A 20,570-nucleotide genomic window follows, 5' to 3' on the forward strand; every position below is an offset into this window, starting at 1 on the left:
AGGGTCTCCCTGGGTCAGCGGGCGGCGCCCAGCGGGCGGCCCGGCCAGTCGGCCGGGACGGCACGGCCGTGGAGCGTGGCGACGGTGGCCGGGATGTCGACCGGGGCGGCGGCGGTGCCGTCGGTGTGCCCCGGGGCGAATCCGGGGCCGAGCCCGGCCCAGTAGGACTCTCTGCGGTGCCAGCCGCTCTGCCAGGTCCGGTGGACGTGGTCGGCCCACCGGGGGTCGCCCAGCGGGAGGTAGCGCCAGTCCGCCGGTTCGAGGATCAGGTCGGGCGCCCCCGCCGTCGCCGCCCCGGGGTACACCTCCTCGCGGGTCCGCACCGCGGCGAAGTACGGCCGTCCGGTGCGGGGGTTGACGGTGTCCAGCAGCACGCCGCTGACCTCGTCGCGGACCCGCTCGTACTCGCTCTGGTCGACCGTGCCGTTCTTGTACCGGTCGCGGACGTTGATGTTGATGCCGTGGGTGCCCTGGACCGCCTCGAACGCGCGGGTGCCGGACCAGTCGACGCGCCCTTCGGCGCCGGTGGCGAGGAGGCCGGCCTCGGCCAGGTGGTCGTTGATCGAGCAGTAGGCGCGCAGCGGCCCGAAGCCGATCTCGGAGAAGGCCAGGACGTCGGTGTGGTCGTCCGCGACCGCGAGAGCGTCCTGGATCACCTGGTCGCAGGTGCGGTACGCGGCGAACACCGCGCTGTCGCCGTCGTGTTCGGGGCCGTGGTCCAGTTCCTGCCAGTAGATGTGCGAGGTGCGGTCGATGCTGGTCAGGTTGACGATGACGATGTCGGACTCGGGCAGCAGCGCGAGGGCGGCCCTGCCGCGCTGGCGATCGGCCTCAAGGAGCCGTGGCAGCAGTTGCCCGCGTGGCTGGCCGGTCCAGAAGATCGAGACGTCGTGCACGGGGCGGATGCCCTGCTTCGCCAGTCGCCGCTGCAGGTCCCGCGGGTGGCAGGCGTGCAGGGTGGCGTGCATCGGATAGCTGATCAGCGCGCCGTCCATCGATTCGATCGGGTGGGTACCGAACAGCCCGATACTGGCGAACCGAAGCCCGGTGAACGCCTCGTGATGCCACAGCAGCGGATGGCGACGGTCCTGGGAGCCGAGGACCCTCGGGGAGTACTCGGGGTCGTGGCAGCTCCAGTACGAGAAGAAGCCGTGGTCGGCGGCGCGTCTGCCGGTGAGCACGCTGAGCAGACCGGGTGGCTCGTAGGGGGTGCCCTCGGCGGAGAGGGGGCCGTGCGCCCCCTCGCGGCGCAGCCGGGCGAAGCCGGGGAGCATCCCCGCCTCGCACCAGCGGTCCAGCAGGGCGGGCGCCGCGCCCTCCGTGATGATCACTATCGTTCGATGCTGCTTCGTCACCCGGTACTCCCTCGTCCATCTGTACAGAGGATCGCCGCTTGCGCAGTGGGAACGGTGTCGGACCATGGTTCGGGTACCCGGCGGGCCAAGGGGGCGGATCGCCGCACCGGCCGGATGCCATGTCGCAGATCTGCACGCTACAGGCAGATCCACAGGGCGTATGCCCCATGGATGACGATGGCCGAAAGGGAATGCCCTCCACCAGCGCCTTCCACCGCCGACACAGGGGAGCGAGTGGGTGGTGCGGACACGGGATGGCCCTCAACTGCCCTCCTGTGATGGGTGTTTCAGTCAACTACAGGTGGCGGAGCGGACGCCTCCTTGACAGTGCTCGCCGCCGGATGACTACAGTGCGGCTGTCCGTCCGCTTCCCCGTCTCCCCTGCGCCGCCGTTCCCGCGGAGCTGCCTCGCGGCCGTTCGCGGACCGTCCGTCCCTCGCTCACGCACCGCGTTCTCCCAACCGGGCCGACGCACGCGCCGGGGACCGGTGATGCCGACTTTCCTTCGGCGCGAGGCGAACCGTTTCGACCACCGTCCGGCCGTCCATGGCCGCTTCCCGGCCCGGGCCGACCGTCGCACGTCCCGATCGATGTCCCTCACACCGGAAAGGACACGAAATGACTGTGTTAGGCCTGGGTGGATCAGGGCACGACTGGTCCGCCTGTGCCACCGACGGCAGCCGGCTGGTCGCGGTGGACGAGGAACGCCTCATGCGCAGCAAGTACGGCCTGGGCGCGGATCTGCTGGCGGGTGTCAGCCGGCAGGCGTGCCTGGCGCAGCTTGGCTCCACCGCGGCCGAGGTGGAGCACGTGGTCGCGTGCGACCTGGTGCCCCGGACCTTCTACCACTCCTTCCGGCGGCGGGTGACGGTGATCAACCATCATCTGGCCCACGCCTACAGCGCGTTCGGCGCCTCCGGCATGTCCCGGGCCGCGGTGCTGGTGTGCGACAACTCCGGCAGTCTCACCGTCGGCGCCAAGTCGGGGTCCGCCGCCCGGGAGGCGGAGACCATCAGTTCCTTCGTCGCGGACGGACAGGGCATCCGGCTGCTCGACCGGATCAGCGGCACGCACGTGGTCGACGCGGGCTCGGAGAGCGCCTACTACCAGCCCGGCGAGACCGACAACTCGCTCGGACACCTGTACCGCAGCGCGAGCCTCGCCATCGGACTGGCCTACACCGGGCCGAAGACCCGCTTCCCGGTCAGCGAGGACGGCAAGACCATGGGCCTCGCGCCCTACGGCGACGAACGGTTCGTGGACGACCTGGCAGAGCTGGTCACCCTGCTGCCCGGGGGCGGCGTCAGCATCTCCGCGAGCAAGGTCTCGCACCTGCTGGGGCGGCTGGCGCAGGGCGCCGGCTTCGAGGTCAAGGCAGCCATCGCGCGCGCCGCCCAGGAGGTGCTGGAGCGCGCCCTCGTGCACTGCGCCCGGGCACTGCACGAGCGGACGGGACTGACCGATCTCTGCATCGCGGGCGGTGTCGGTCTCAACAGCGTCGCCAACGGCCGGATCCTCAAGGAGACCCCGTTCGAGCGGCTCTTCGTGGTGCCCGCCGCCGGGGACAACGGCATCGGTCTCGGCTGCGCCTACTACGGGCTGCACGAGCTGGAGGGCGTGCCGATGGCGTCGCTGCCCGCCCTGGAGAACGCCTATCTGGGACCCGAGTACCCGCGCTCGCGGGCCCGTGCGGCCGTCGCCGCCTCGGGGCTGCCCGCCCGCACCCCGGAGGACCTGCCGGGGGAGGTCGCCGCGCTGCTGGCCGAGGGCCGGATCGTGGGCTGGTGGGACGGACGCAGCGAGTTCGGTCCGCGGGCGCTCGGGCACCGCAGCATCTTCGCCGCCCCGTTCCCCGCCTCCGTACGGGACCATCTCAACGAGAACGTCAAGTTCCGTGAGTGGTTCCGGCCGTACGCACCGGTCATCCGCGCCGAGCGCAGCGACGAGTTCTTCGACCTCGGGCAGCCCTCGCCGTACATGCTGATCGTCACGAGGGTCACCCGCCCCGATGTCATCCCGGCGGCGGCCCACGTGGACGGTACGGCCCGGCACCAGACGCTGGAGGAGAGCCAGAACCCTGCGGTGCACCGGCTGCTGGGCGAGTTCGAGCGGCTGACCGGCTGCCCGGTGCTGCTCAACACCTCCTTCAACGTCGCCGGCCAGCCCATCGTGGAGACCCCGGAGGAGGCCGTCGAGGCCTTCGCGACCATGAACCTGGATCATCTCGTCGTCGGCGACCAGCTGGTGAGCAAGGCTTGAGGGGAGGGGCCCTTTCATGACGGTACTGGTCGTCGGGGGCGGGCCCACCGGACTGGCGGCCGCGCTCTTCCTGGCCCGTGCCGGGGTCCCGGTACGGCTCGTGGAGCGCCGCCCCCACACCTCCACCCTTCCGCGCGCCACCCACCTCAGCAGGCGGACCATGGAGCTGCTGCGCGAGGCCGGGCTCCAGGAGGCGGTGGCGGCGGAAGGCTTCGAGGTCGTCGCCGGCGACGACCCGCGCGGGTTCACCGAGCCGGACCGGGTGCTGCCCCGAACCGTCGTCGGGGTCCGCTCCCTTTCCGATCTCGACGCCGCGGAGGTGCTGGAGACCGGGGAGGAGGAACTCGCCGTACCCGGGCCGTGCCCGCCGTTCTGGTGCGGCCAGCACCGCACGGAGCCGCTGCTCCGCGAGGCCGCGGTGCGAGCGGGGGCGGACGTCCGGTTCGGGGAGGAGCTGACCGGGCTTTCGGTGTCCGATGACGGTGTGATCGCGCGGGTCCGTCGCGCGGACGGCCGTCCGACGACCGTGACCGCGCGGTATCTGATCGCGGCGGACGGCGCGCACGGGTGGATACCCGAGACCGTCGGCATCGCCCGCGCCGGCCTGGGCACCATCGCCCGCCGCACCAGCATCCTGTTCCGAGCCGACCTCACCCCGCTCGTCGAAGGTCGCCGGTTCTTCATGAGCATGATCGAGAACCCGGGGTTCTCCGGTGCGGTCATGCAGCTCGACGCGGCCCACTGGTGGGCGGCGGCCGTGGAGAGCGACGCCGTCGGCGGCCCCGGCGGGGAGCCCGATCCCGTGCGCTGCCTGGAGCTGGTGCGGGCGGCGCTCGGGACCGGGGACATCCCGGTGGAGCTGACGGCGACCTTCCACTGGCAGGCCCGGCACCGGATCGCGGAGCGCTATCGCGCGGGGCCCGTGTTCCTCGCCGGTGACGCCGCCCACCTGCATCCGCCCGCCGGCGGCTACGGCTCCAACGCGGGCATCCAGGACGCTCACAACCTGGCCTGGAAGATCGCGGCGGTCCTGCGCGGCTGGGCCGGTGCCGAGCTGCTCGACAGCTACGACGCCGAACGCCGCCCCGTGGGCATCGCGACGGCCGAGCAGGCCCTGCTTCTCGACGGCGTCCCGGGGGAGCGGATCGGCGCCGAGGCGCGCGATCCGCGTACCGTCATCATGGGCTACCGCTACCGCTCGACCGCGGTCATCGGCGGCGCCGGCCGGGGCGGCCCCCTTCCCCACGCCTTCGAGCTGTCCGGCGAGCCCGGCACCCGGCTGCCGCACCTCCCGCTCTCTCCCGGGCGGGACGGCGGTCCCGGACAGGGTTCCGTCCTCGACCTGTGCGCACCCGACGCCTTCGGCCCGCGGTTCCTGCTGCTCGGCGGCGACGAGAGCTGGTCCCGGACGGCAGCCGAGGTCGCCAGAGAGCTGGCGGTCCCGGTCACCGCCCGGGTCCTGCGCCCCCCGGATCCACTCGACCAGGTCTGCGGCACCGGCCCGGGCGGCGCCCTGCTGGTGCGGCCGGACGGGTTCGTGGCCTGGCGCTGCACTGCCGCCGAGCCCCCGGCCGGTGCCCGCCGGCACCACTTGCTGACCACGGCCCTGCGGAGGGTCCTGCGTCCGGTCGCCGTACGCACCGACACCCATCCCCTGACCTCATGGAGTGGCCGATGAGGCACCCGACCGCTTACTGCACCTGTTGGCCGGGTGCGACCGTGTGGCTCACCGGCCTGCCGAGCTCCGGCACGTCGGCCATCGCCGAGGAGCTGGTGCGGCGGCTGGTACCCGAGCGTCGCAGAGTGGAGGTCCTGGGCGGCGGTGAGAACAGGGCTCCGCTCACCGCGGATCTCGGGTCCGGCCGGGAGGACCGCATCGCCGGCGTCCGGCGCATCGGCCTGGTCGCGGAGACCCTGGCCCGCAACGGCATCCTCGCCCTCGTCCCGGTGATCGCTCCCCAGGCCGACGCCGGGACGGCCGTCCGGCGGCGCCATGAGCGATCCGGCACTCCCTTCCTCGAGGTCCACGTCACCACTCCGGCCGAGGTGTGCACCGAGCGGGAGGTGAAGGGGCCGTACACGCGAGGCCAGGCCACAGGAAACCTGACCGGGCCGACCGGGCCGACCGGTGCAGACGACCCTTACGAGCCGCCGCACACACCCGACCTGGCCATCCCGGCACATCGGCAGCGGCCGGAGGAGTCCGCCGCACTGCTGCTCGGTCTGCTCAAGGAACGGGGGCTCGCGTGAACCACACGGCCGAACTGGAGTCGGAGGCCGTCCACATCATCCGGGAGGCGGTCGGCGAGTGCGAGCGGCCGGTGCTGCTCTTCTCCGGCGGCAAGGACTCCGCCGTCGTCCTCCATCTCGCCCTCAAGGCCTTCGCCCCCGCGCCGCTGCCGTTCCCCCTGCTGCACGTGGACACCGGGCACAACTTCCCCGAGGTCATCGCCTACCGCGACCGGACGGTGGCCCGTCACGGACTGCGGCTCCAGGTGGCCTCGGTACAGGAGCGCATCGACAGCGGGGAGCTGATGGAGCGCCCGGACGGCAGCCGAAACGCGCTGCAGAGCCCCTGCCTGCTGCGCGCGATCAGGGCCGGCCGCTTCCACGCCGTGTTCGGCGGCGCCCGGCGCGACGAGGAGAAGTCCCGCGCGAAGGAACGGGTGTTCAGCCTGCGCGACGAGTGGGGCGGCTGGGATCCCCGCAGGCAGCGCCCCGAGCTGTGGGAGCTGTACAACGGCCGGCACGCCGCGGGTGAGCACCTGAGGGTGTTTCCGCTGTCGAACTGGACGGAGCTCGACGTCTGGCAGTACATCGGCTCCGAGCGGATCGAGCTGCCCGAGATCTACTTCGCCCACGACCGGGAGGTCTTCCGGCGCGATGGCATGTGGTTCAGTGCCGGGGACTGGGGCGGGCCCGGGGAGGGCGAGCTCACGGAGAAGCGGCGGGTGCGCTACCGCACGGTCGGCGACATGTCCTGCACCGGGGCCGTCGACTCCGCGGCGACCACGGTGACGGAGGTCGTCCGGGAGATCGCGGCGTCCCCGCTGACCGAACGCGGCGCCTCTCGCGCCGACGACATGGCCTCCGAGGCCGCCATGGAGGACCGCAAGCGAGAGGGGTACTTCTAGCCGTGCCGACCACGACACCCCCGGCTCCGTCCACGGACGGACCGCCGCTCCCCACGGACACCACGCTGCTGCGGTTCGCCCTCGCCGGAAGCGTGGACGACGGCAAGTCCACGCTCGCCGGGCGCCTGTTGTACGACTCCTCGTGCGTCCTCACCGATCAGCTGGCGGCGATCGGGCAGCCGTACGGTGACACGGGACTTGACCTCGCTCTGCTGACCGACGGGCTGCGGGCCGAGCGCGAGCAGGGCATCACCGTGGACGTGGCGCACCGCTACTTCGCCACACCCCGGCGCCGGTTCGTCATGGCCGACACCCCGGGCCACGTGGAGTACACCCGGAACACGGTCACCGGCGCGTCCACCGCGGACCTCATGGTGGTCCTGGTCGATGTCCGCCACGGCGTCGTGGAGCAGTCCCGGCGACACGCCGCCGTGGCCGCGCTGATGCGGATCCCGCACGTCGTCCTCGCCGTCAACAAGATGGACCTGGTGGGCTACGAGGAGCGGGAGTTCGCCACCGTCGCAAGGGATTTCACCGAGCTGGCGCGTGGACTGGGCCTCCCGGAGCCGACCGCGATCCCCCTGTCGGCGCTCCGCGGCGACCAGGTCGTCACCCCGTCGGACCGGCTCGCCTGGTACGAAGGACCGACCTTGTTGCACCATCTGGAAAGCGTGCCGCCGACCGGCGAACCGGCGGGGTCAGCCGCCCGGTTCCCGGTTCAGTACGTCATCCGGCCGCGTACCGCCGCACACCCCGACTACCGGGGCTACGCGGGCCGGATCGCCGCGGGAACGTTCCGCGTCGGAGACCGGGTGACGGTGCTGCCCTCCGGATCGGCCACCACCATCGAGGGCATCGACGCCCTGGGCGTACCGGTGCGGCAGGCCTCGTCCCCGCAGTCGGTCACCCTGCTGCTCGCCGACAGCATCGACGTGGCGCGCGGCGACCTCATCGCGGCGGAGGGCCATGCCCCGCCGCTGACCCGTACGGTCGAGGCCACGGTATGTCATCTGCATCGGCGTCCGCTGCGCCGGGGCGACCGGATGCTGCTCAAGCACACCACCAGAACGGTGCGCGCCCTGGTCGTGGACATCCCCTCACGGTTCCGACCCGGGCTGCTCGATGAGGAACCGGCTCCGGACCGGCTCGCCCTGAACGACATCGGCCGCGTGGTGCTGAGCACGGCCGAACCACTCGCTCTGGACGACTACCGCGACTCGCGGCGCACTGGCTCGTTTCTGCTCATCGATTCCGGGGACGGAAGTACGCTCGCCGCTGGCCTGGCGGGCCCCGGGCCGGTGTACGGCACGGGTGCCCCCAGCGCACTCACAGCGCCAGACGACGAGGAAGAGGAAGGCCAGTGAGCAAGTCGAACCCGGAGAACGGAACGGCACTGCCCCCGGGGGCCGTGAAGCGACTCACGCAGGACGTCCGGGGTGCCGTCCTCCTGCCGGACGATCCCGGCTACGCCGAGCACGTCGACGGCTTCGACCGTGCCGTCGAGCACCGGCCCGCGCTGGTCGTGGCCGTCACGGACGCGGACGACGTGGTGGCCTCGGTCCGCTTCGCGCGCGACCACGGACTCGGCGTCGCCGTCCAGGCCACCGGGCACGGCGCCTGCCTGCCCGCCGACGACCGCACGATCTTCCTCGACTCCCGCGCGATGAACGGCGTACGCGTGGACCCGGAGCGGCGCACCGCCCGGCTCGAGGCCGGCGTGCTGTGGCAGGACGTCATCCCGCTCACCGCCGAGCACGGACTCGCCCCGCTGAACGGTTCGGCCCCCTTCGTCGGCGCCGTCTCCTACACCCTGGGCGGCGGCATCGGCGTCCTCTCCCGCCGTTACGGCTATGCCGCCGACCACGTCCGGAGCATCGAGGTGGTCACCGCCGACGGCGAACTGCGCGTGGCCGACCAGGAGCAGAACCCCGACCTGTTCTGGGCGCTGCGCGGCGGCAAGGGCAACTTCGGCGTGGTGACGGCGATCGAGATCGAGCTGGTGGAGGTCTCCCGTCTGTACGCCGGAGGCCTCTGGTTCCCGGCGGAGTCGGTGCGGGACGTGCTCCATCTCTACCGCACGTGGGTCGCCGGGGTGCCGGAGGAGATGAGCTCCTCCTTCTTCATGGTCGACTGGCCGGACGTGGACGGTGTCCCCGAGGAGCTGCGCGGCCGCTTCGCCCTGCACGTGCGCCTGTGCTACCTCGGCGCCCCTGAGGAGGGTGAGCGTCTGATCAGGCCGCTGCGGGAGGTCGCGCCGACCCTGCTCGACACGGTCGCCGACATCCCGTACACGCGGGTGGGCACCATCCACAACGACCCGCCCACGCCCGGCTCGTACCACATCAACAACTTCCAGCTCTCCGCGTTGGACGAGGGCACGGTCGAGGCGGTCCTCGCGCTCGTCGGCCCCGGCACGAACAGCGCGGTGATCCTGGAGGTCCGCCACCTCGGCGGTGCCCTGTCCCGGCCGCCGCTGGTGCCCAACGCGGTCGCCCACGGCAGCGCGCAGTTCCAGGTGTACTCGGCGGGTGTACTCGGCATCGGCCAGGACGAGCTGGTGTACGAGGCGCACGACCGGGTCGTGGCGACCCTGGCGCCGTGGTCGACCGGGACCCGGATGCTCAACTTCATGGCGGGCGTCGCCCACACCGATCCCGCGGACGTGCGCGAGGCGTACACGGCGGAGGCGTACGACCGTCTCGTCAGCCTCAAGACGGTGTGGGACCCGGGCAACACGTTCCGGTTCAACCACAACATCCCGCCGAGGGCCTAGGTCTGTCCTGGCGCCTCGCACCTTCCGGCGGTGCTCGTCCGTCCGCCGTCCCGCTCTGCTCTGCTCTGCTCAGCCGATCCCATCCGACGACGATCGCGGAGACCACATGACCGAGCACATCGAGACCGTGGACCAGAACGCCAACCGGCAGATGATGGAGGTGCTCCAGGGGGCGTGGCGGTCGAGGGCCGTCCATGTCGCCACCGAACTCGGCGTCCCCGACCTGCTGGCCGAGGGTGAGATGACCGTGGCCGAACTGGCCCGGCGTACCGGGGCGCACGCCCCCACGCTGGGCCGGCTGATGCGTGCCCTGAGCGCCTTCGGCGTGTTCCGGCGGCTGCCGGACGGGCTCACGTATGCCCAGACCCCCCTGTCGGCGGTGCTGGTGAGCGAGCCGCGCAACCCCGAGTCGGCCGACGCCCGCTTCATGGCGGCGAACTGGCACTGGGCGGCCTGGGGCGACCTGCTGCACACGGTACGCACCGGCGAGTCGTCCTTCGAGAAGGCGAACGGCGTCTCGTTCTGGGAGCTGACGAGGGACGACCCGGACGCCAAGCAGCGGTTCAACGCGGCCATGAGCACGGTCTCGGAGGCCGAGAGCGCCGGGATAGCCCGAGCGTACGACTTCTCGGCGGCGGGGCACGTCGTCGATGTCGCCGGCGGGCTCGGCAGCCTCCTGGCCGCGGTCCTCACCGAGCACCCCACGGTCCGCGGCACGATCCTGGAACGCCCGGAGATCGTGCCGCTGGCCGAGGAGCTCCTCGCCAAGGCGGGTGTCGACGGACGTTGTGAGTTCGTCGCCGGGGACTTCTTCGAGGAGATACCGGCCGGGGCGGACCTGTACACGATCAAGCGCGCGCTGCACGACTGGGACGACGACACCATCGTGCGCATACTGGGCCGGATCCGGGAGGTCATGCGCCCCGACGTGCCGCTGTTGATCATCGAGAGCGTGGTGGACGAGGAGTCCGACCAGGAGGCGCTGCTCCGGGGCCTGCTGCTGACCGTGCTGGTGGGCGGCCAGGACCGGCCGGAGTCGGACTACCGGACCCTGGCCGAGCGGGCGGGCCTGAGGGTGCGCCGCAGCATCCCGGTCGGGGGCGATCTGCGCATCCTGGAGACCGTCCGGAGCTGAGCGCCCACGGGCGCGCGGAAGCCCGCCGCCCCGCCGGCCCAAGGGCCGGGGGCGGCGGGCTCCTCCCGCTTGTCCCCCGTCATCCTCGCGTGCCGCGCCGGGGGTGGGGGCGACGGCGGCGTGCGGTGTCGGCCAGCAACCCCCGGACGGCGTGGTTGTCGGCCGGGTTGAGGTCGCTGCCGGGCGGCACGATCTCGTCGATCCGGTCCAGGACCTCGTCGTCCAGCACCTTCCCGGCACCGGCCAGCAGGTCGGCGAGCTGGTCCGCGGTCCGCGGTCCGATGATGACGGCGGTGACGGCCGGATGGGCCTGGACGAAGCCCACGGCCAGGTGGGTCAGCGGCATTCCGGCCTCTGCGGCGAGCTCGCGCAGCCGGGTCACCGCACGGGCCTTGGCGGCGTTCGCGGGTACGGCGGGATCGAACCGCTGCGGTTCGAGCACCGTACGGCCCTTTCCGGGTGTGGCGTCGGCGTCGGAGAGCCAGCCGGCGCTCAGCGGCCCCCAGGCCAGGACACCCATGCCGTGTCGCTGCGCGGTGGGCAGGACGTGCGCCTCCACGTTCCGGCTGAGGATGGAGTAGGCGGGCTGCTCGGAGCAGAGATGGACGTGGCCCCGGCGCTCGGCTGTCCAGCGCGCCTCGACCAGCTGATCGGCCGGGAAGTTCGACGTGCCGATCGCCCGTACCTTGCCCGTCCGCACCAGGTCCGACAAGGCGGAGAGCGTCTCGTCGATGTCGGTGCAGGGGTCGACTCCGTGCACCTGGTAGAGGTCGATGTGGTCGGTGCCGAGCCTCCGAAGGCTGTTCTCCACCGCCCGCATGATCCATCGCCGGGAGTTTCCGCGGTGGTTGGGGTCCGGTCCCATGGGTCCGTGGAACTTGGTGGCCAGGACCACGTCGTCGCGACGGCCCCGCAGCGCCTCGCCGACGATCTCCTCGGTGCCGCCCTCGCCGTAGATGTCGGCGGTGTCGACCAGGTTGATCCCGGCGTCCAGGGCCATTCCGATGACCTTCCGCGCCTCCTGCCGGTCCGGGTTGCCCCACGACCCGAACATCATGGAGCCCAGGGCCAGTTCACTGACCGATATCCCCGTCCCGCCGAGGATGCGCCGTTCCATGCTGGTCCGCCCTCCGCTCGTCCGACTGTCGTTCACGCCCGGCGGCGTCAGGGCCGCCCCTCCCGGGGCATGCCGGCGAGGGTGCGGCGGACCTCGGCCTCCGGGACGTCCCGCACCAGCTCCACTCCGTCCCTCCCGTCGAGTACGAAGCTCAGACCCCGCGTCGCCTTCTTGTCGATCCGCAGGAGCGGGACCAGGTCGGCGGCGTCCACATCCGCGGGCAGCGCGCAGGGCAACCCGTAAGCACGCACGACCTCTTCGTGCTCGGCGACCCGGTCGGCGCCGATCCGCCCGAGGGCGCCGGCGAGCCGGCCCGCGAACACGGTGCCGATCGCCACGCACTCGCCGTGCCGCAGCCCGTAGTCCGTGGCCCGCTCCAGCGCATGGCCCAGCGTGTGGCCGTAGTTCAGGATGTGCCGCAGGCCCGCGTCGTGTTCGTCGGCGGCCACCACCGAAGCCTTGAGCCGTACGCCGGCGGCGATCTGCTCGGCGACCGGCAGCCCGCGCAGGTCTCCGGCCCCGATGAAGTGGGAGCGGGCGATCTCACCGTAGCCGTTGCGCCACTCGCGCTCGGGCAGGGTCCGCAGGGAGTCGGTGTCGCAGAGTACCGCCGCGGGCTGCCAGTAGGCGCCGATGAGGTTCTTGCCGTGCGGCAGGTTCACCGCGGTCTTGCCCCCGACGCTCGCGTCGACCTGGGCGAGCAGAGTGGTGGGCACATGGATCACGGGTACGCCGCGATGGTAGAGCGCTGCCGCGAGCCCGACGATGTCGGTGGTGGTGCCGCCGCCGCAGGAGACGACCACGTCATCACGGGTGAGCCCGAAGTCGGCGAACGCGCCGCACAGCCGTTCCACGGTGGCGAACGTCTTGTTCTCCTCGCCGTCCGCCAGCCGCACCCGGAGCGCCGGCACTCCGGGGTCCGGTGTCTCGTCCGGCGGCCGGGCGGAGACCACGGCGGCCCGCCGCGCGCCGAGGTCCCGGACCAGTCCGGCGAGCAGGCCTCTGACACCGGGGCCGATGTGGACGGTGTAGGAGCGAGCTCCCAGCGCGACGGAGATGCGCCGCACCGCCGATGACTGCCGTGTACGCGTCATGCGTTCTTTATAACGCTGCCCGCCGATCCCGCGCGAGGGGGCCTTGCTCGGCCGTGACCGGTATCAGCCCCCGCACCGGCGTCAGATGATGCCGGTGCGGTCGGCCGCCCAGTGGACCTGGGTCCGTACCGCGTAGCGGGGCCAGGCCCGCACACCGCAGAGATGACGCACCACGGCCCGGCAGGTCGTCGCCTCGCCCGCTACGTAGGCGATTCCCGGCCCGGGTGGCAACTCCAGCCGCCGTACGGCCTCCAGCAGCACCCGCGACCCCACGGCGGAGGCGCGGCCCCGGTGCACCCAGGGAAGACCGCGCGGACCGTAGGGGGGCGGGAACTCGCCCTCGGGTCCGGTCGTCTCCAGTACCCCGCAGGCCGCCGCCCCGGCGGGCAGCGCGGCCAGCATGGTCAGCAGCGGCACGGCTCCGGTCTCCTCGCCGATGAAGACGTGGTGGCGGGCCCTGGACTCCAGTGTGATCCGGTTGCGCGGCACCCCTACTCGCGTCCGGTCCCCTGCCACCGCGGAAGCCGCCCACCGGCTGCCCGGCCCGCCAGGCCGGTGCAGTGCGATCCGCAGCGTCAGCGTGGCGCGCGACGGGTTGTGCGCCCACACGGAGTACGTCCGAAGCCGCGGCACGCCGTCCGCGTCCGGTACCTCGAGCGGCAGGTGCGCGCCCGGTTTGCTGCGCAGGACCGCCAGCGCCGGCCCCGTGAGGGTCAGCTCCCGCATACCCGGGACGACGTCGCGCACCTCGGAGACCTTCACGTCCAGCATCCGAGTGTCATGGAACCGCCGCCCCAGCCCGGCGCCGCGCCGGGGCCCGTCAGAGAAACTCACCCCGTCTTGCCTCTCCCTGGCTCCGCCGACCGGTCAGATCCGCCTCTGCCGCTCACCATACCCGTGCCGTACGGGGCCCGTTGCTCGTCCGGTCGCCCATGGCTATGGTTCGCGGGGCTCGGCGCACACGTGATCTGACCTGAAGATGTCGGAGGGTTCGGCGTGACGACGGAACACCAGCGCATCACCGGCAGTACCCGATTGTTCGCCGTGATCGGAGACCCGGTCGAGCAGGTACAGGCCCCCACGATGATGAACCCGCTGTTCGCCCGGCTCGGCATCGATGCGGTCCTTGTGCCGGTGCACGCGACACCGGCGGGCCTCACCTCCGTGGTCCGGGGACTGCGGAGCAGCGGGAACGTCGACGGACTGCTCGTCACCGTGCCGCACAAGAGGGCCGTCCTGGACCTGGCCGACGAGGTGAGTGCCGCGGCGGCGCTCAGCAACGGCGCGAACGCGATGCGCCGGACCCCGGACGGCCGATGGCGGGCCGACAACTTCGACGGCGAGGGCTTCGTCCGCGGATTGCGCTCCGCGGGACACGATCCGGAGGGCCGGCACGTCTGGCTCGTGGGCGCGGGAGGGGCGGGCAGTGCCATCGCCGTCTCCTTGTTGTCGGCCGGTGCCGAAGTCACCGTCACCGACCGGGACGAGCGCCGCGTGCACACCCTTGCCGAACGGCTGTCACCGCACTTTCCCGGGCGCTTCCACAGCGCCGCGGGCCCCGTGGCGGCGGATCTCGCGGTGAACGCGACCCCGCTGGGCATGCGCCCCGAGGATCCCCTGCCCTTCGAGCCGGCCCTCCTGCCCCGCGGCACGGTGGTGGTCGACATCGTGATGAAGCCCCGCCGCACCGCGCTCTTGCGGACTGCCGAGAAGCGCGGCCTCCCGGTCCACTACGGTGCCCCGATGCTGGCCCACCAGCTGGACCTGTACGTGGACTTCTTCGACCTCGGCAGACCGCTCGCCTGACCAAGTCCGCGGACTCGCGGGCCGGCGCCGCCCGGGATCGGGCCGTTGTCAGTGGTGTCTGGGAGGCTCGTTTCCATGGAGCGACCCGACATGACCCTGCAACTCACGATCGACTGCCTCGATCCCCAACGCCTGGTGCCCTTCTGGCTGGAGGCCCTGCGGTACGTACCCGATCCGCCGCCCGCGGGGCACGCCACCTGGCGGGCGTACTGGGAGGCGATCGGTGTGCCCGAGGAGGAGCTGGGCGAGGACGCCGGGGAGCTGCCGGAGTCCATCGTGGACCCGAAGGGTGCCGGCCCCCGGGTCTGGTTCCAGCGGGTCCCCGAGCCCAAGACCGTCAAGAACCGCGTCCATCTCGACCTCAAGGTCGGCGGCGGCCGCGACGTCCCGCTCGCCCTGCGCCGGGAGAGGGTGGACGGCGAGGTGTCCCGGCTCACGGCGATCGGCGCGACGATCCTGTACACGATGGACGAGCCGAACGGCATGGACTACTACGCGGTGGTCCTCCAGGACCCCGAGGGCAATGAGTTCTGTCTGGTGTGACCGCCGGCAGGGGGCGTGGCGGACCACACGTCCCTCGGAGGCGGGGTCTGTCGGACCCAGCACCTAGGCTGGACGTCATGTCCGACAACCACTCGCACAGAGAGACCCCCGGCCCCACAGCCCTGAACGACGCGATCCGCACCCTGTGGGTGCGCGCCGGCGCGGAGCGCCGCCCGCTGACGGCGGACGAGCAGCGGATCTACCAGGTCCTCGTGGCCGCCTGGACCGACGCGGTGCAGACGGAGCAGGAGCTCGTCGCCTGAGCCACGGCCGCCACGCGCCGGTGTGGCGAGCGGGCGCCGCCGCTGCCCGCGGGTGCGATCCAGGTGATCTGGATCGCACCGACACGCCTAGGGCCTGCCTTTTGGATCATGCCGGGCTCGCGGCCCCCGGCACCTGCACGACCGGTCCGCTACTCCGCTACTTCGCGAGCGCGCGGCTGATGACCATGCGCTGGATCTCGCTCGTGCCCTCGAAGATCGTGTAGATGGCCGCGTCCCGGTGCATGCGCTCCACCGGGTACTCGCGGGTGTAGCCGTTCCCGCCGAGGATCTGGATCGCCTGGCCGGTGACCTGCTTGGCGACCTCGCTTGCGTACAGCTTGGACATGGATCCCTCGGCCGCCGTGAAGGGCTTGCCCGCCGTGGCCATCCAGGAGGCGCGCCAGACGAGGAGCCGGGCCGCGTCGATCTGGGTGGCCATGTCGGCGAGCTGGAAGGCGACGCCCTGGTTCTCGATGATCGGGCGGCCGAACTGGACGCGGGTCTTCGCGTAGTCCAGGGCGACCTCGTACGCGGCGCGGGCGGTGCCGACGGCCATGGCGCCGACCGCGGGGCGGGAGGCCTCGAAGGTGGCCATGGCCGCGTTCTTCACCCTCTCTCCGCTCCGGGCGCGCTCACGGGCCCTGGCGAGGCGCTCGTCCAGCTTGTCCTTGCCGCCGAGGAGGCAGTGGCCGGGGATCCGGACGTCCTCCAGGACCACCTCGGCGGTGTGGGAGGCGCGGATGCCGTGCTTCTGGAACTTCTGGCCCTGGGACAGACCGGGGGTGTTCGGCGGGACGATGAAGGAGGCGTGTCCCTTGGAGCCGAGCTCCGCGTCGACGACGGCGACGACGACGTGGACGTTGGCGATGCCGCCGTTGGTCGCCCAGGTCTTGGTGCCGTTGAGGACCCACTCGTCCTTGGCCTCGTCGTACACGGCCCGGGTCCGCATGGAGGCGACGTCCGAGCCGGCGTCGGGCTCGGAGGAGCAGAACGCGGCGACCTTGACGTCGTCGGCGTCGCCGTACATCTGCGGGATCCAGGTGCCGATCTGCTCCTCGGTTCCGTTGGCGAGGACGCCGACGGCGGCGAGGCCCGTGCCGACGATGGAGAGGGCTATGCCGGCGTCGCCCCAGAAGAGCTCCTCCATCGCCATCGGGATGCCGAGACCGGTGGGGTCGAAGAACTGCTGGGCGTAGAAGTCCAGGGAGTAGATGCCGAGCTTGGCCGCTTCCTGGATGATCGGCCAGGGGGTCTCCTCACGCTCGTCCCACTCGGCGGCCGCGGGGCGCATCACATCGGCGGCGAAGCCGTGGAGCCAGTCGCGGACCTGCTTCTGGTCATCGTTGAGTTCGAGCGTGAACTCGCCCATTTGCCCTCCCAGCGGTACGTTACTTGCGGTAACACCAGTCTGTTACCGGCGGGTATGGGCTGTCAACCAGCAGCGGAGCGGTTCGGCCCGGCCAGCGACGGGCAGCGGCCGGGTGTTACGTTGCGACAGCCTCACGGAATCGCACGGGCGGGGAGCCACGCTATGGATATCGCACACCGGACCACCGACCAGCAGACGCCCGCCGAGCAGCGGCGGCGCGAACTGCTGGAGGCGGCGGACCGGGTGGTGCTCCGGGAGGGCCCCAAGGCGTCCATGAACGCGATCGCGGCCGAGGCCGGCATCACCAAGCCGATCCTCTACCGCCACTTCGGCGACAAGGGCGGCCTGTACCGCGCCCTCGCCATCCGGCACACGGACGCCCTCCTCTCCGCCCTGCGGGCCGCGCTCGACGCGCCCGCCGACCGGCGCCGCCGGGTCGAGGCCACCCTCGACACCTATCTCGCCTCGATCGAGGCGATGCCCCAGGTCTACCGCTTCCTCATGCACCCCGCGGAGGAACCGCACCAGACCGAGCAGGGCTTCGACGTCGGCCGCCACTCCGCGCCGCTGCTCCGCCGCATGGGCGAGGAGCTCGGCCAGGTCATCGCCGAGCGCGTCGACCTCGGCCCCGCCGCAGAGGCCCAGGCCCGGATCTGGGGCCACGGCATCGTCGGCATGATGCACGCGGCCGGCGACTGGTGGCTCGGCGAACGCCCGTGCCCCCGCGAGGACCTGGTCAAGAGCCTGGCCGACCTCCTGTGGGGCCGGCTCGCGGAGGCCGACGACCGCCCTGGCGGACCCGGCTTCTAGCGGGTGCCCTGCCGATCGGGCCGGATCAGCGAGCCGCGAGCCCGGCCTGATCGACAAGGCCCCCAGGAGCGCCCCTACGCCTCCGGCAGTCCGGCCCCGCTCCCCCACGGCTCCTTGCGGATCGCCCGGAGCAGACGTGACTTGCGCCACCCCGTGACACGGTCGGCGTAGACCCCGCCCTCCAGATGGTCGGTCTCGTGCTGGAGGCAGCGGGCGAAGAAGCCCGTGCCCTCGACCCGTACCGGCGTGCCGTCCAGCCGTACGCCCTCGACCACCGCACGGTCGTACCGGGGCGTCGGCGCTTCGAGACCCGGCAGCGAGAGGCAGCCCTCCGGACCCCGGATCACCTCGCCGTCCGCCTCCACCAGGCGCGAGTTCACCACATGGCCCAGGTGACGGGTCTCCTCGTCGTCGGGGCAGTCGTAGACGAAGATACGCAGGCCCACGCCCACCTGGTTGGCCGCCAGGCCCACGCCGTTCGCCGCGTACATCGTGGCGAACATGTCCTCGACGAGCCGGGCCAGTTCGGGACCGAAGTCGGTGACGGGCTCGCAGGGGCTGTGCAGTACGGGGTCGCCGAGCAGAGTCATCGCTCGGACGAGGCCGGAACTGCCGGGGATGGGGCGGTTTCGCATGGCCGTAAGGGTACGGTCCGCCGTGACCTGGCTGTTTCTCGCGGCCGCTACACGGTGCCGCTGTTCGGGCTGCTGGCCGGATCTCGATAGGCTGAGCCCGGACCGACGCAAGGAGGAACAAGAACGATGTCAGGACACCCCGGTAATCCAGAGCCGCTGTCGCCGCGCGCCAAGCTGGCCGTGACGGCGGGCAGGGCCGCGGCCGCGGTGTCGCGTGCGGCGGGGCGCGGCAGTGGATCGGTGATCGGCGGCAAGGTGGCGCTGAAGCTCGACCCCGACCTGCTCGGCCGGCTCGCGCAGCATCTGGACGTCGTCCTGGTGTCGGCGACCAACGGCAAGACGACGACGACCCGGCTGATCGCGGAGGCACTGCGCGCCGCCGGCCCCGTCGTCTCGAACGCCCTCGGCGCCAACATGCCCGCGGGCATCACCTCGGCCCTCGCCGGCGGCTCGGACTCCAAGTACGGCGTGATCGAGGTCGACGAGAAGTACCTCGCCGGGGTCGCCCGTGACACCACGCCCAAGGTGATCGCGCTGCTCAACCTCTCCCGCGACCAGCTCGACCGCGCCGCCGAGACCCGGATGCTCGCCGAGAAGTGGCGCGAGGGTCTCAACGGCACCAAGGCCGTCGTCGTCGCCAACGCCGACGACCCGCTCATCGTGTGGGCCGCCTCCTCCTCGCCGAACGTGGTGTGGGTGGCCGCCGGCCAGGAGTGGAAGGACGACGCCTGGTCGTGCCCCGCCTGCGGCGGCGTGATGCAGCGTCCGGGCGACGACTGGTTCTGCGGCGAGTGCGGCTTCCGCCGTCCCGCGCCGAGCTGGGCGCTCAGCGGCGACCACGTCCTCGACCCGCACGGTTCGGCCTGGCCGATCCGCCTCCAGCTGCCCGGCCGCGCCAACAAGGCGAACGCCGCCACCTCGGCCGCCGTCGCCGCCGTCTTCGGGGTGCCGCCGCAGGTGGCCCTGGAGCGCATGTACCAGGTGCAGGCCGTCGCCGGCCGCTATGACGTCATCTCCTTCCAGGGCCGCGACCTGCGTCTGCTGCTCGCGAAGAACCCGGCCGGCTGGCTCGAGACCTTCTCCCTCATCGACGGGCCGCCCGCCCCGGTGATCCTCTCCGTCAACGCGCGTGGCGCCGACGGCACGGACACCTCCTGGCTGTGGGACGTGGACTACGGCCGGCTCGCCGGCCACCCGATCATGGTGATCGGCGACCGGAAGCTGGACCTCGCGGTACGCCTGGAGGTCGCGGGCGTGGACTTCCGCGTCTGCGAGACGCTCGACGAGGCCGTCGCGATGGCCCCGCCCGGGCAGATCGAGCTGATCGCCAACTACACCGCCTTCCAGGACGTCCGCCGCCGCGTCGGCAACTGACCCGTAGAGGACATGCAGCATGACTGACAGCAGCCTGCGCCTGGTCTGGGTCTACCCGGACCTGCTCAGCACCTACGGCGACCAGGGCAACGTCCTCGTCGTCCAGCGCCGCGCCGAGCAGCGCGGCCTCAGCGTCGAGCGCGTCGACGTCCGCAGCGACCAGCCGGTGCCGACCTCGGGCGACATCTACCTGATCGGCGGCGGCGAGGACCGGCCCCAGCGGCTCGCGGCCGAGCGGCTGCGGCGCGACGGCGGCCTGAGCCGGGCCGCCTCCAACGGCGCGATCATCTTCTCCGTCTGCGCCGGCTACCAGATCCTGGGCCACGAGTTCATCAACGACCTCGGCGAGCGGGAGGCCGGTCTCGGTCTCATCGACGTCATCTCGACCCGTGGCGAGGGCGAGCGGTGCGTCGGCGACGTCCTCGCGGACATCGACCCGCGGCTCGGCCTGCCCCAGCTGACGGGCTTCGAGAACCACCAGGGCATCACGCATCTCGGCCCGACGGCCCGGCCGTTCGCCCGGACCGTGCTCGGCAAGGGCAACGGGACCGGCGACGGCACCGAGGGCGCGTACAACGACACCGTGTTCGGTACGTACATGCACGGTCCCGTCATGGCCCGCAACCCGCAGATCGCGGACCTGCTCCTGAAGCTGGCCCTCGACGTGAACGCGCTGCCGCCGACCGACGACCGCTGGTACGAGGCGCTGCGCGCCGAGCGCGTCGCCGCGGCCACCCAGCCCGCCTGAGTCAGCCCGCGCGCCGCCGTTGGTCCCTCGTACGAACGTACGTTGTCCACTGTGCGGACATCCGGTTCGGCCCCGCCACCCTGCGACGATAGGGTGGCGGGAATCCAGCCGGACGACGTGGTCCGGGAGTCGGCCCACGTTGCAAAGGTTTTTGG

19 protein-coding genes are annotated in these 20,570 nt (G+C 72.1%); 13 read left to right on the forward strand and 6 right to left on the reverse strand.

What is annotated here, in order from left to right:
* Positions 1-14 precede the first annotated feature (14 nt).
* A complete protein-coding gene (locus ACFVYX_RS19900; protein ID WP_389682699.1) occupies positions 15-1,355 on the reverse strand; it encodes an alkaline phosphatase family protein in 1,341 nt (446 codons plus the stop codon).
* Positions 1,356-1,973: 618 nt separating this feature from the next.
* Between ACFVYX_RS19900 and ACFVYX_RS19905 the strand changes: the two genes are divergently transcribed.
* From ACFVYX_RS19905 to ACFVYX_RS19935, 7 genes are all read left to right on the forward strand, one after another.
* A complete protein-coding gene (locus tag ACFVYX_RS19905) occupies positions 1,974-3,614 on the forward strand; it encodes a carbamoyltransferase (protein ID WP_389682700.1) in 1,641 nt (546 codons plus the stop codon).
* Between the two features lie 16 nt (positions 3,615-3,630).
* On the forward strand, positions 3,631-5,292 hold the full coding sequence (locus tag ACFVYX_RS19910; protein ID WP_389682701.1) for an FAD-dependent monooxygenase: 1,662 nt from the start codon (positions 3,631-3,633) through the stop codon (positions 5,290-5,292).
* Complete coding sequence (locus ACFVYX_RS19915; RefSeq protein ID WP_389682702.1) at positions 5,289-5,864, forward strand: adenylyl-sulfate kinase; 576 nt, start codon at positions 5,289-5,291, stop codon at positions 5,862-5,864. The genes ACFVYX_RS19910 and ACFVYX_RS19915 overlap by 4 nt, the downstream gene beginning before the upstream one ends.
* Positions 5,861-6,748, forward strand: a complete 888-nt coding sequence (cysD, locus tag ACFVYX_RS19920) for a sulfate adenylyltransferase subunit CysD (protein ID WP_389682703.1) — start codon at positions 5,861-5,863, stop codon at positions 6,746-6,748. The genes ACFVYX_RS19915 and cysD overlap by 4 nt, the downstream gene beginning before the upstream one ends.
* A gap of 2 nt (positions 6,749-6,750) precedes the next feature.
* The gene (locus ACFVYX_RS19925; RefSeq protein WP_389682704.1) at positions 6,751-8,112 is read left to right on the forward strand and encodes a sulfate adenylyltransferase subunit 1; all 1,362 of its coding nucleotides are present in this window, start codon (positions 6,751-6,753) and stop codon (positions 8,110-8,112) included.
* Complete coding sequence (locus ACFVYX_RS19930) at positions 8,109-9,521, forward strand: FAD-binding oxidoreductase (protein ID WP_389682705.1); 1,413 nt, start codon at positions 8,109-8,111, stop codon at positions 9,519-9,521. Before ACFVYX_RS19925 ends, ACFVYX_RS19930 begins: the two co-directional genes overlap by 4 nt.
* A gap of 106 nt (positions 9,522-9,627) precedes the next feature.
* Positions 9,628-10,656, forward strand: a complete 1,029-nt coding sequence (locus ACFVYX_RS19935) for a methyltransferase (protein ID WP_389682706.1) — start codon at positions 9,628-9,630, stop codon at positions 10,654-10,656.
* A gap of 79 nt (positions 10,657-10,735) precedes the next feature.
* Here ACFVYX_RS19935 and ACFVYX_RS19940 read toward each other — a convergent pair whose 3' ends face one another.
* The 3 genes from ACFVYX_RS19940 to ACFVYX_RS19950 all read right to left on the reverse strand — a co-directional run bounded on the left by ACFVYX_RS19940 (position 10,736) and on the right by ACFVYX_RS19950 (position 13,638).
* Positions 10,736-11,773: an aldo/keto reductase gene (locus tag ACFVYX_RS19940; RefSeq protein ID WP_389682707.1), complete on the reverse strand. Its 1,038-nt coding sequence runs from the start codon at positions 11,771-11,773 to the stop codon at positions 10,736-10,738.
* Between the two features lie 47 nt (positions 11,774-11,820).
* Positions 11,821-12,867, reverse strand: coding sequence for a 3-dehydroquinate synthase family protein (locus ACFVYX_RS19945; RefSeq protein ID WP_389682708.1), 1,047 nt, complete (start codon positions 12,865-12,867; stop codon positions 11,821-11,823).
* An 81-nt stretch (positions 12,868-12,948) separates the two neighbouring features.
* On the reverse strand, positions 12,949-13,638 hold the full coding sequence (locus ACFVYX_RS19950) for a siderophore-interacting protein (protein WP_389682709.1): 690 nt from the start codon (positions 13,636-13,638) through the stop codon (positions 12,949-12,951).
* A 225-nt stretch (positions 13,639-13,863) separates the two neighbouring features.
* Here ACFVYX_RS19950 and ACFVYX_RS19955 point away from each other — a divergent pair, with 225 nt between their 5' ends.
* From ACFVYX_RS19955 to ACFVYX_RS19965, 3 genes are all read left to right on the forward strand, one after another.
* Positions 13,864-14,673, forward strand: coding sequence for a shikimate dehydrogenase family protein (locus ACFVYX_RS19955; protein WP_389682711.1), 810 nt, complete (start codon positions 13,864-13,866; stop codon positions 14,671-14,673).
* A gap of 75 nt (positions 14,674-14,748) precedes the next feature.
* Positions 14,749-15,216, forward strand: a complete 468-nt coding sequence (locus ACFVYX_RS19960) for a VOC family protein (RefSeq protein WP_389682712.1) — start codon at positions 14,749-14,751, stop codon at positions 15,214-15,216.
* Between the two features lie 77 nt (positions 15,217-15,293).
* Positions 15,294-15,479, forward strand: coding sequence for a hypothetical protein (locus tag ACFVYX_RS19965; RefSeq protein WP_389682713.1), 186 nt, complete (start codon positions 15,294-15,296; stop codon positions 15,477-15,479).
* 157 nt (positions 15,480-15,636) lie between these two features.
* Here ACFVYX_RS19965 and ACFVYX_RS19970 read toward each other — a convergent pair whose 3' ends face one another.
* Positions 15,637-16,848: an acyl-CoA dehydrogenase family protein gene (locus tag ACFVYX_RS19970; protein WP_389682714.1), complete on the reverse strand. Its 1,212-nt coding sequence runs from the start codon at positions 16,846-16,848 to the stop codon at positions 15,637-15,639.
* Positions 16,849-17,010: 162 nt separating this feature from the next.
* Here ACFVYX_RS19970 and ACFVYX_RS19975 point away from each other — a divergent pair, with 162 nt between their 5' ends.
* Complete coding sequence (locus ACFVYX_RS19975; protein WP_389682715.1) at positions 17,011-17,658, forward strand: TetR family transcriptional regulator; 648 nt, start codon at positions 17,011-17,013, stop codon at positions 17,656-17,658.
* A gap of 74 nt (positions 17,659-17,732) precedes the next feature.
* On the opposite strand, the gene def is transcribed toward ACFVYX_RS19975, so the two are convergent.
* Positions 17,733-18,293, reverse strand: coding sequence for a peptide deformylase (def, locus tag ACFVYX_RS19980; protein ID WP_389682716.1), 561 nt, complete (start codon positions 18,291-18,293; stop codon positions 17,733-17,735).
* A 126-nt stretch (positions 18,294-18,419) separates the two neighbouring features.
* Here def and ACFVYX_RS19985 point away from each other — a divergent pair, with 126 nt between their 5' ends.
* Both ACFVYX_RS19985 and ACFVYX_RS19990 read left to right on the forward strand, forming a co-directional pair.
* On the forward strand, positions 18,420-19,667 hold the full coding sequence (locus ACFVYX_RS19985) for a MurT ligase domain-containing protein (RefSeq protein WP_389682717.1): 1,248 nt from the start codon (positions 18,420-18,422) through the stop codon (positions 19,665-19,667).
* Positions 19,668-19,686: 19 nt separating this feature from the next.
* Positions 19,687-20,415, forward strand: coding sequence for a type 1 glutamine amidotransferase (locus tag ACFVYX_RS19990; RefSeq protein WP_389682718.1), 729 nt, complete (start codon positions 19,687-19,689; stop codon positions 20,413-20,415).
* Positions 20,416-20,570: the final 155 nt, after the last annotated feature.

It is taken from the genome of Streptomyces sp. NPDC058326 (assembly GCF_042879855.1).
Lineage (GTDB): Bacteria > Actinomycetota > Actinomycetes > Streptomycetales > Streptomycetaceae > Streptomyces.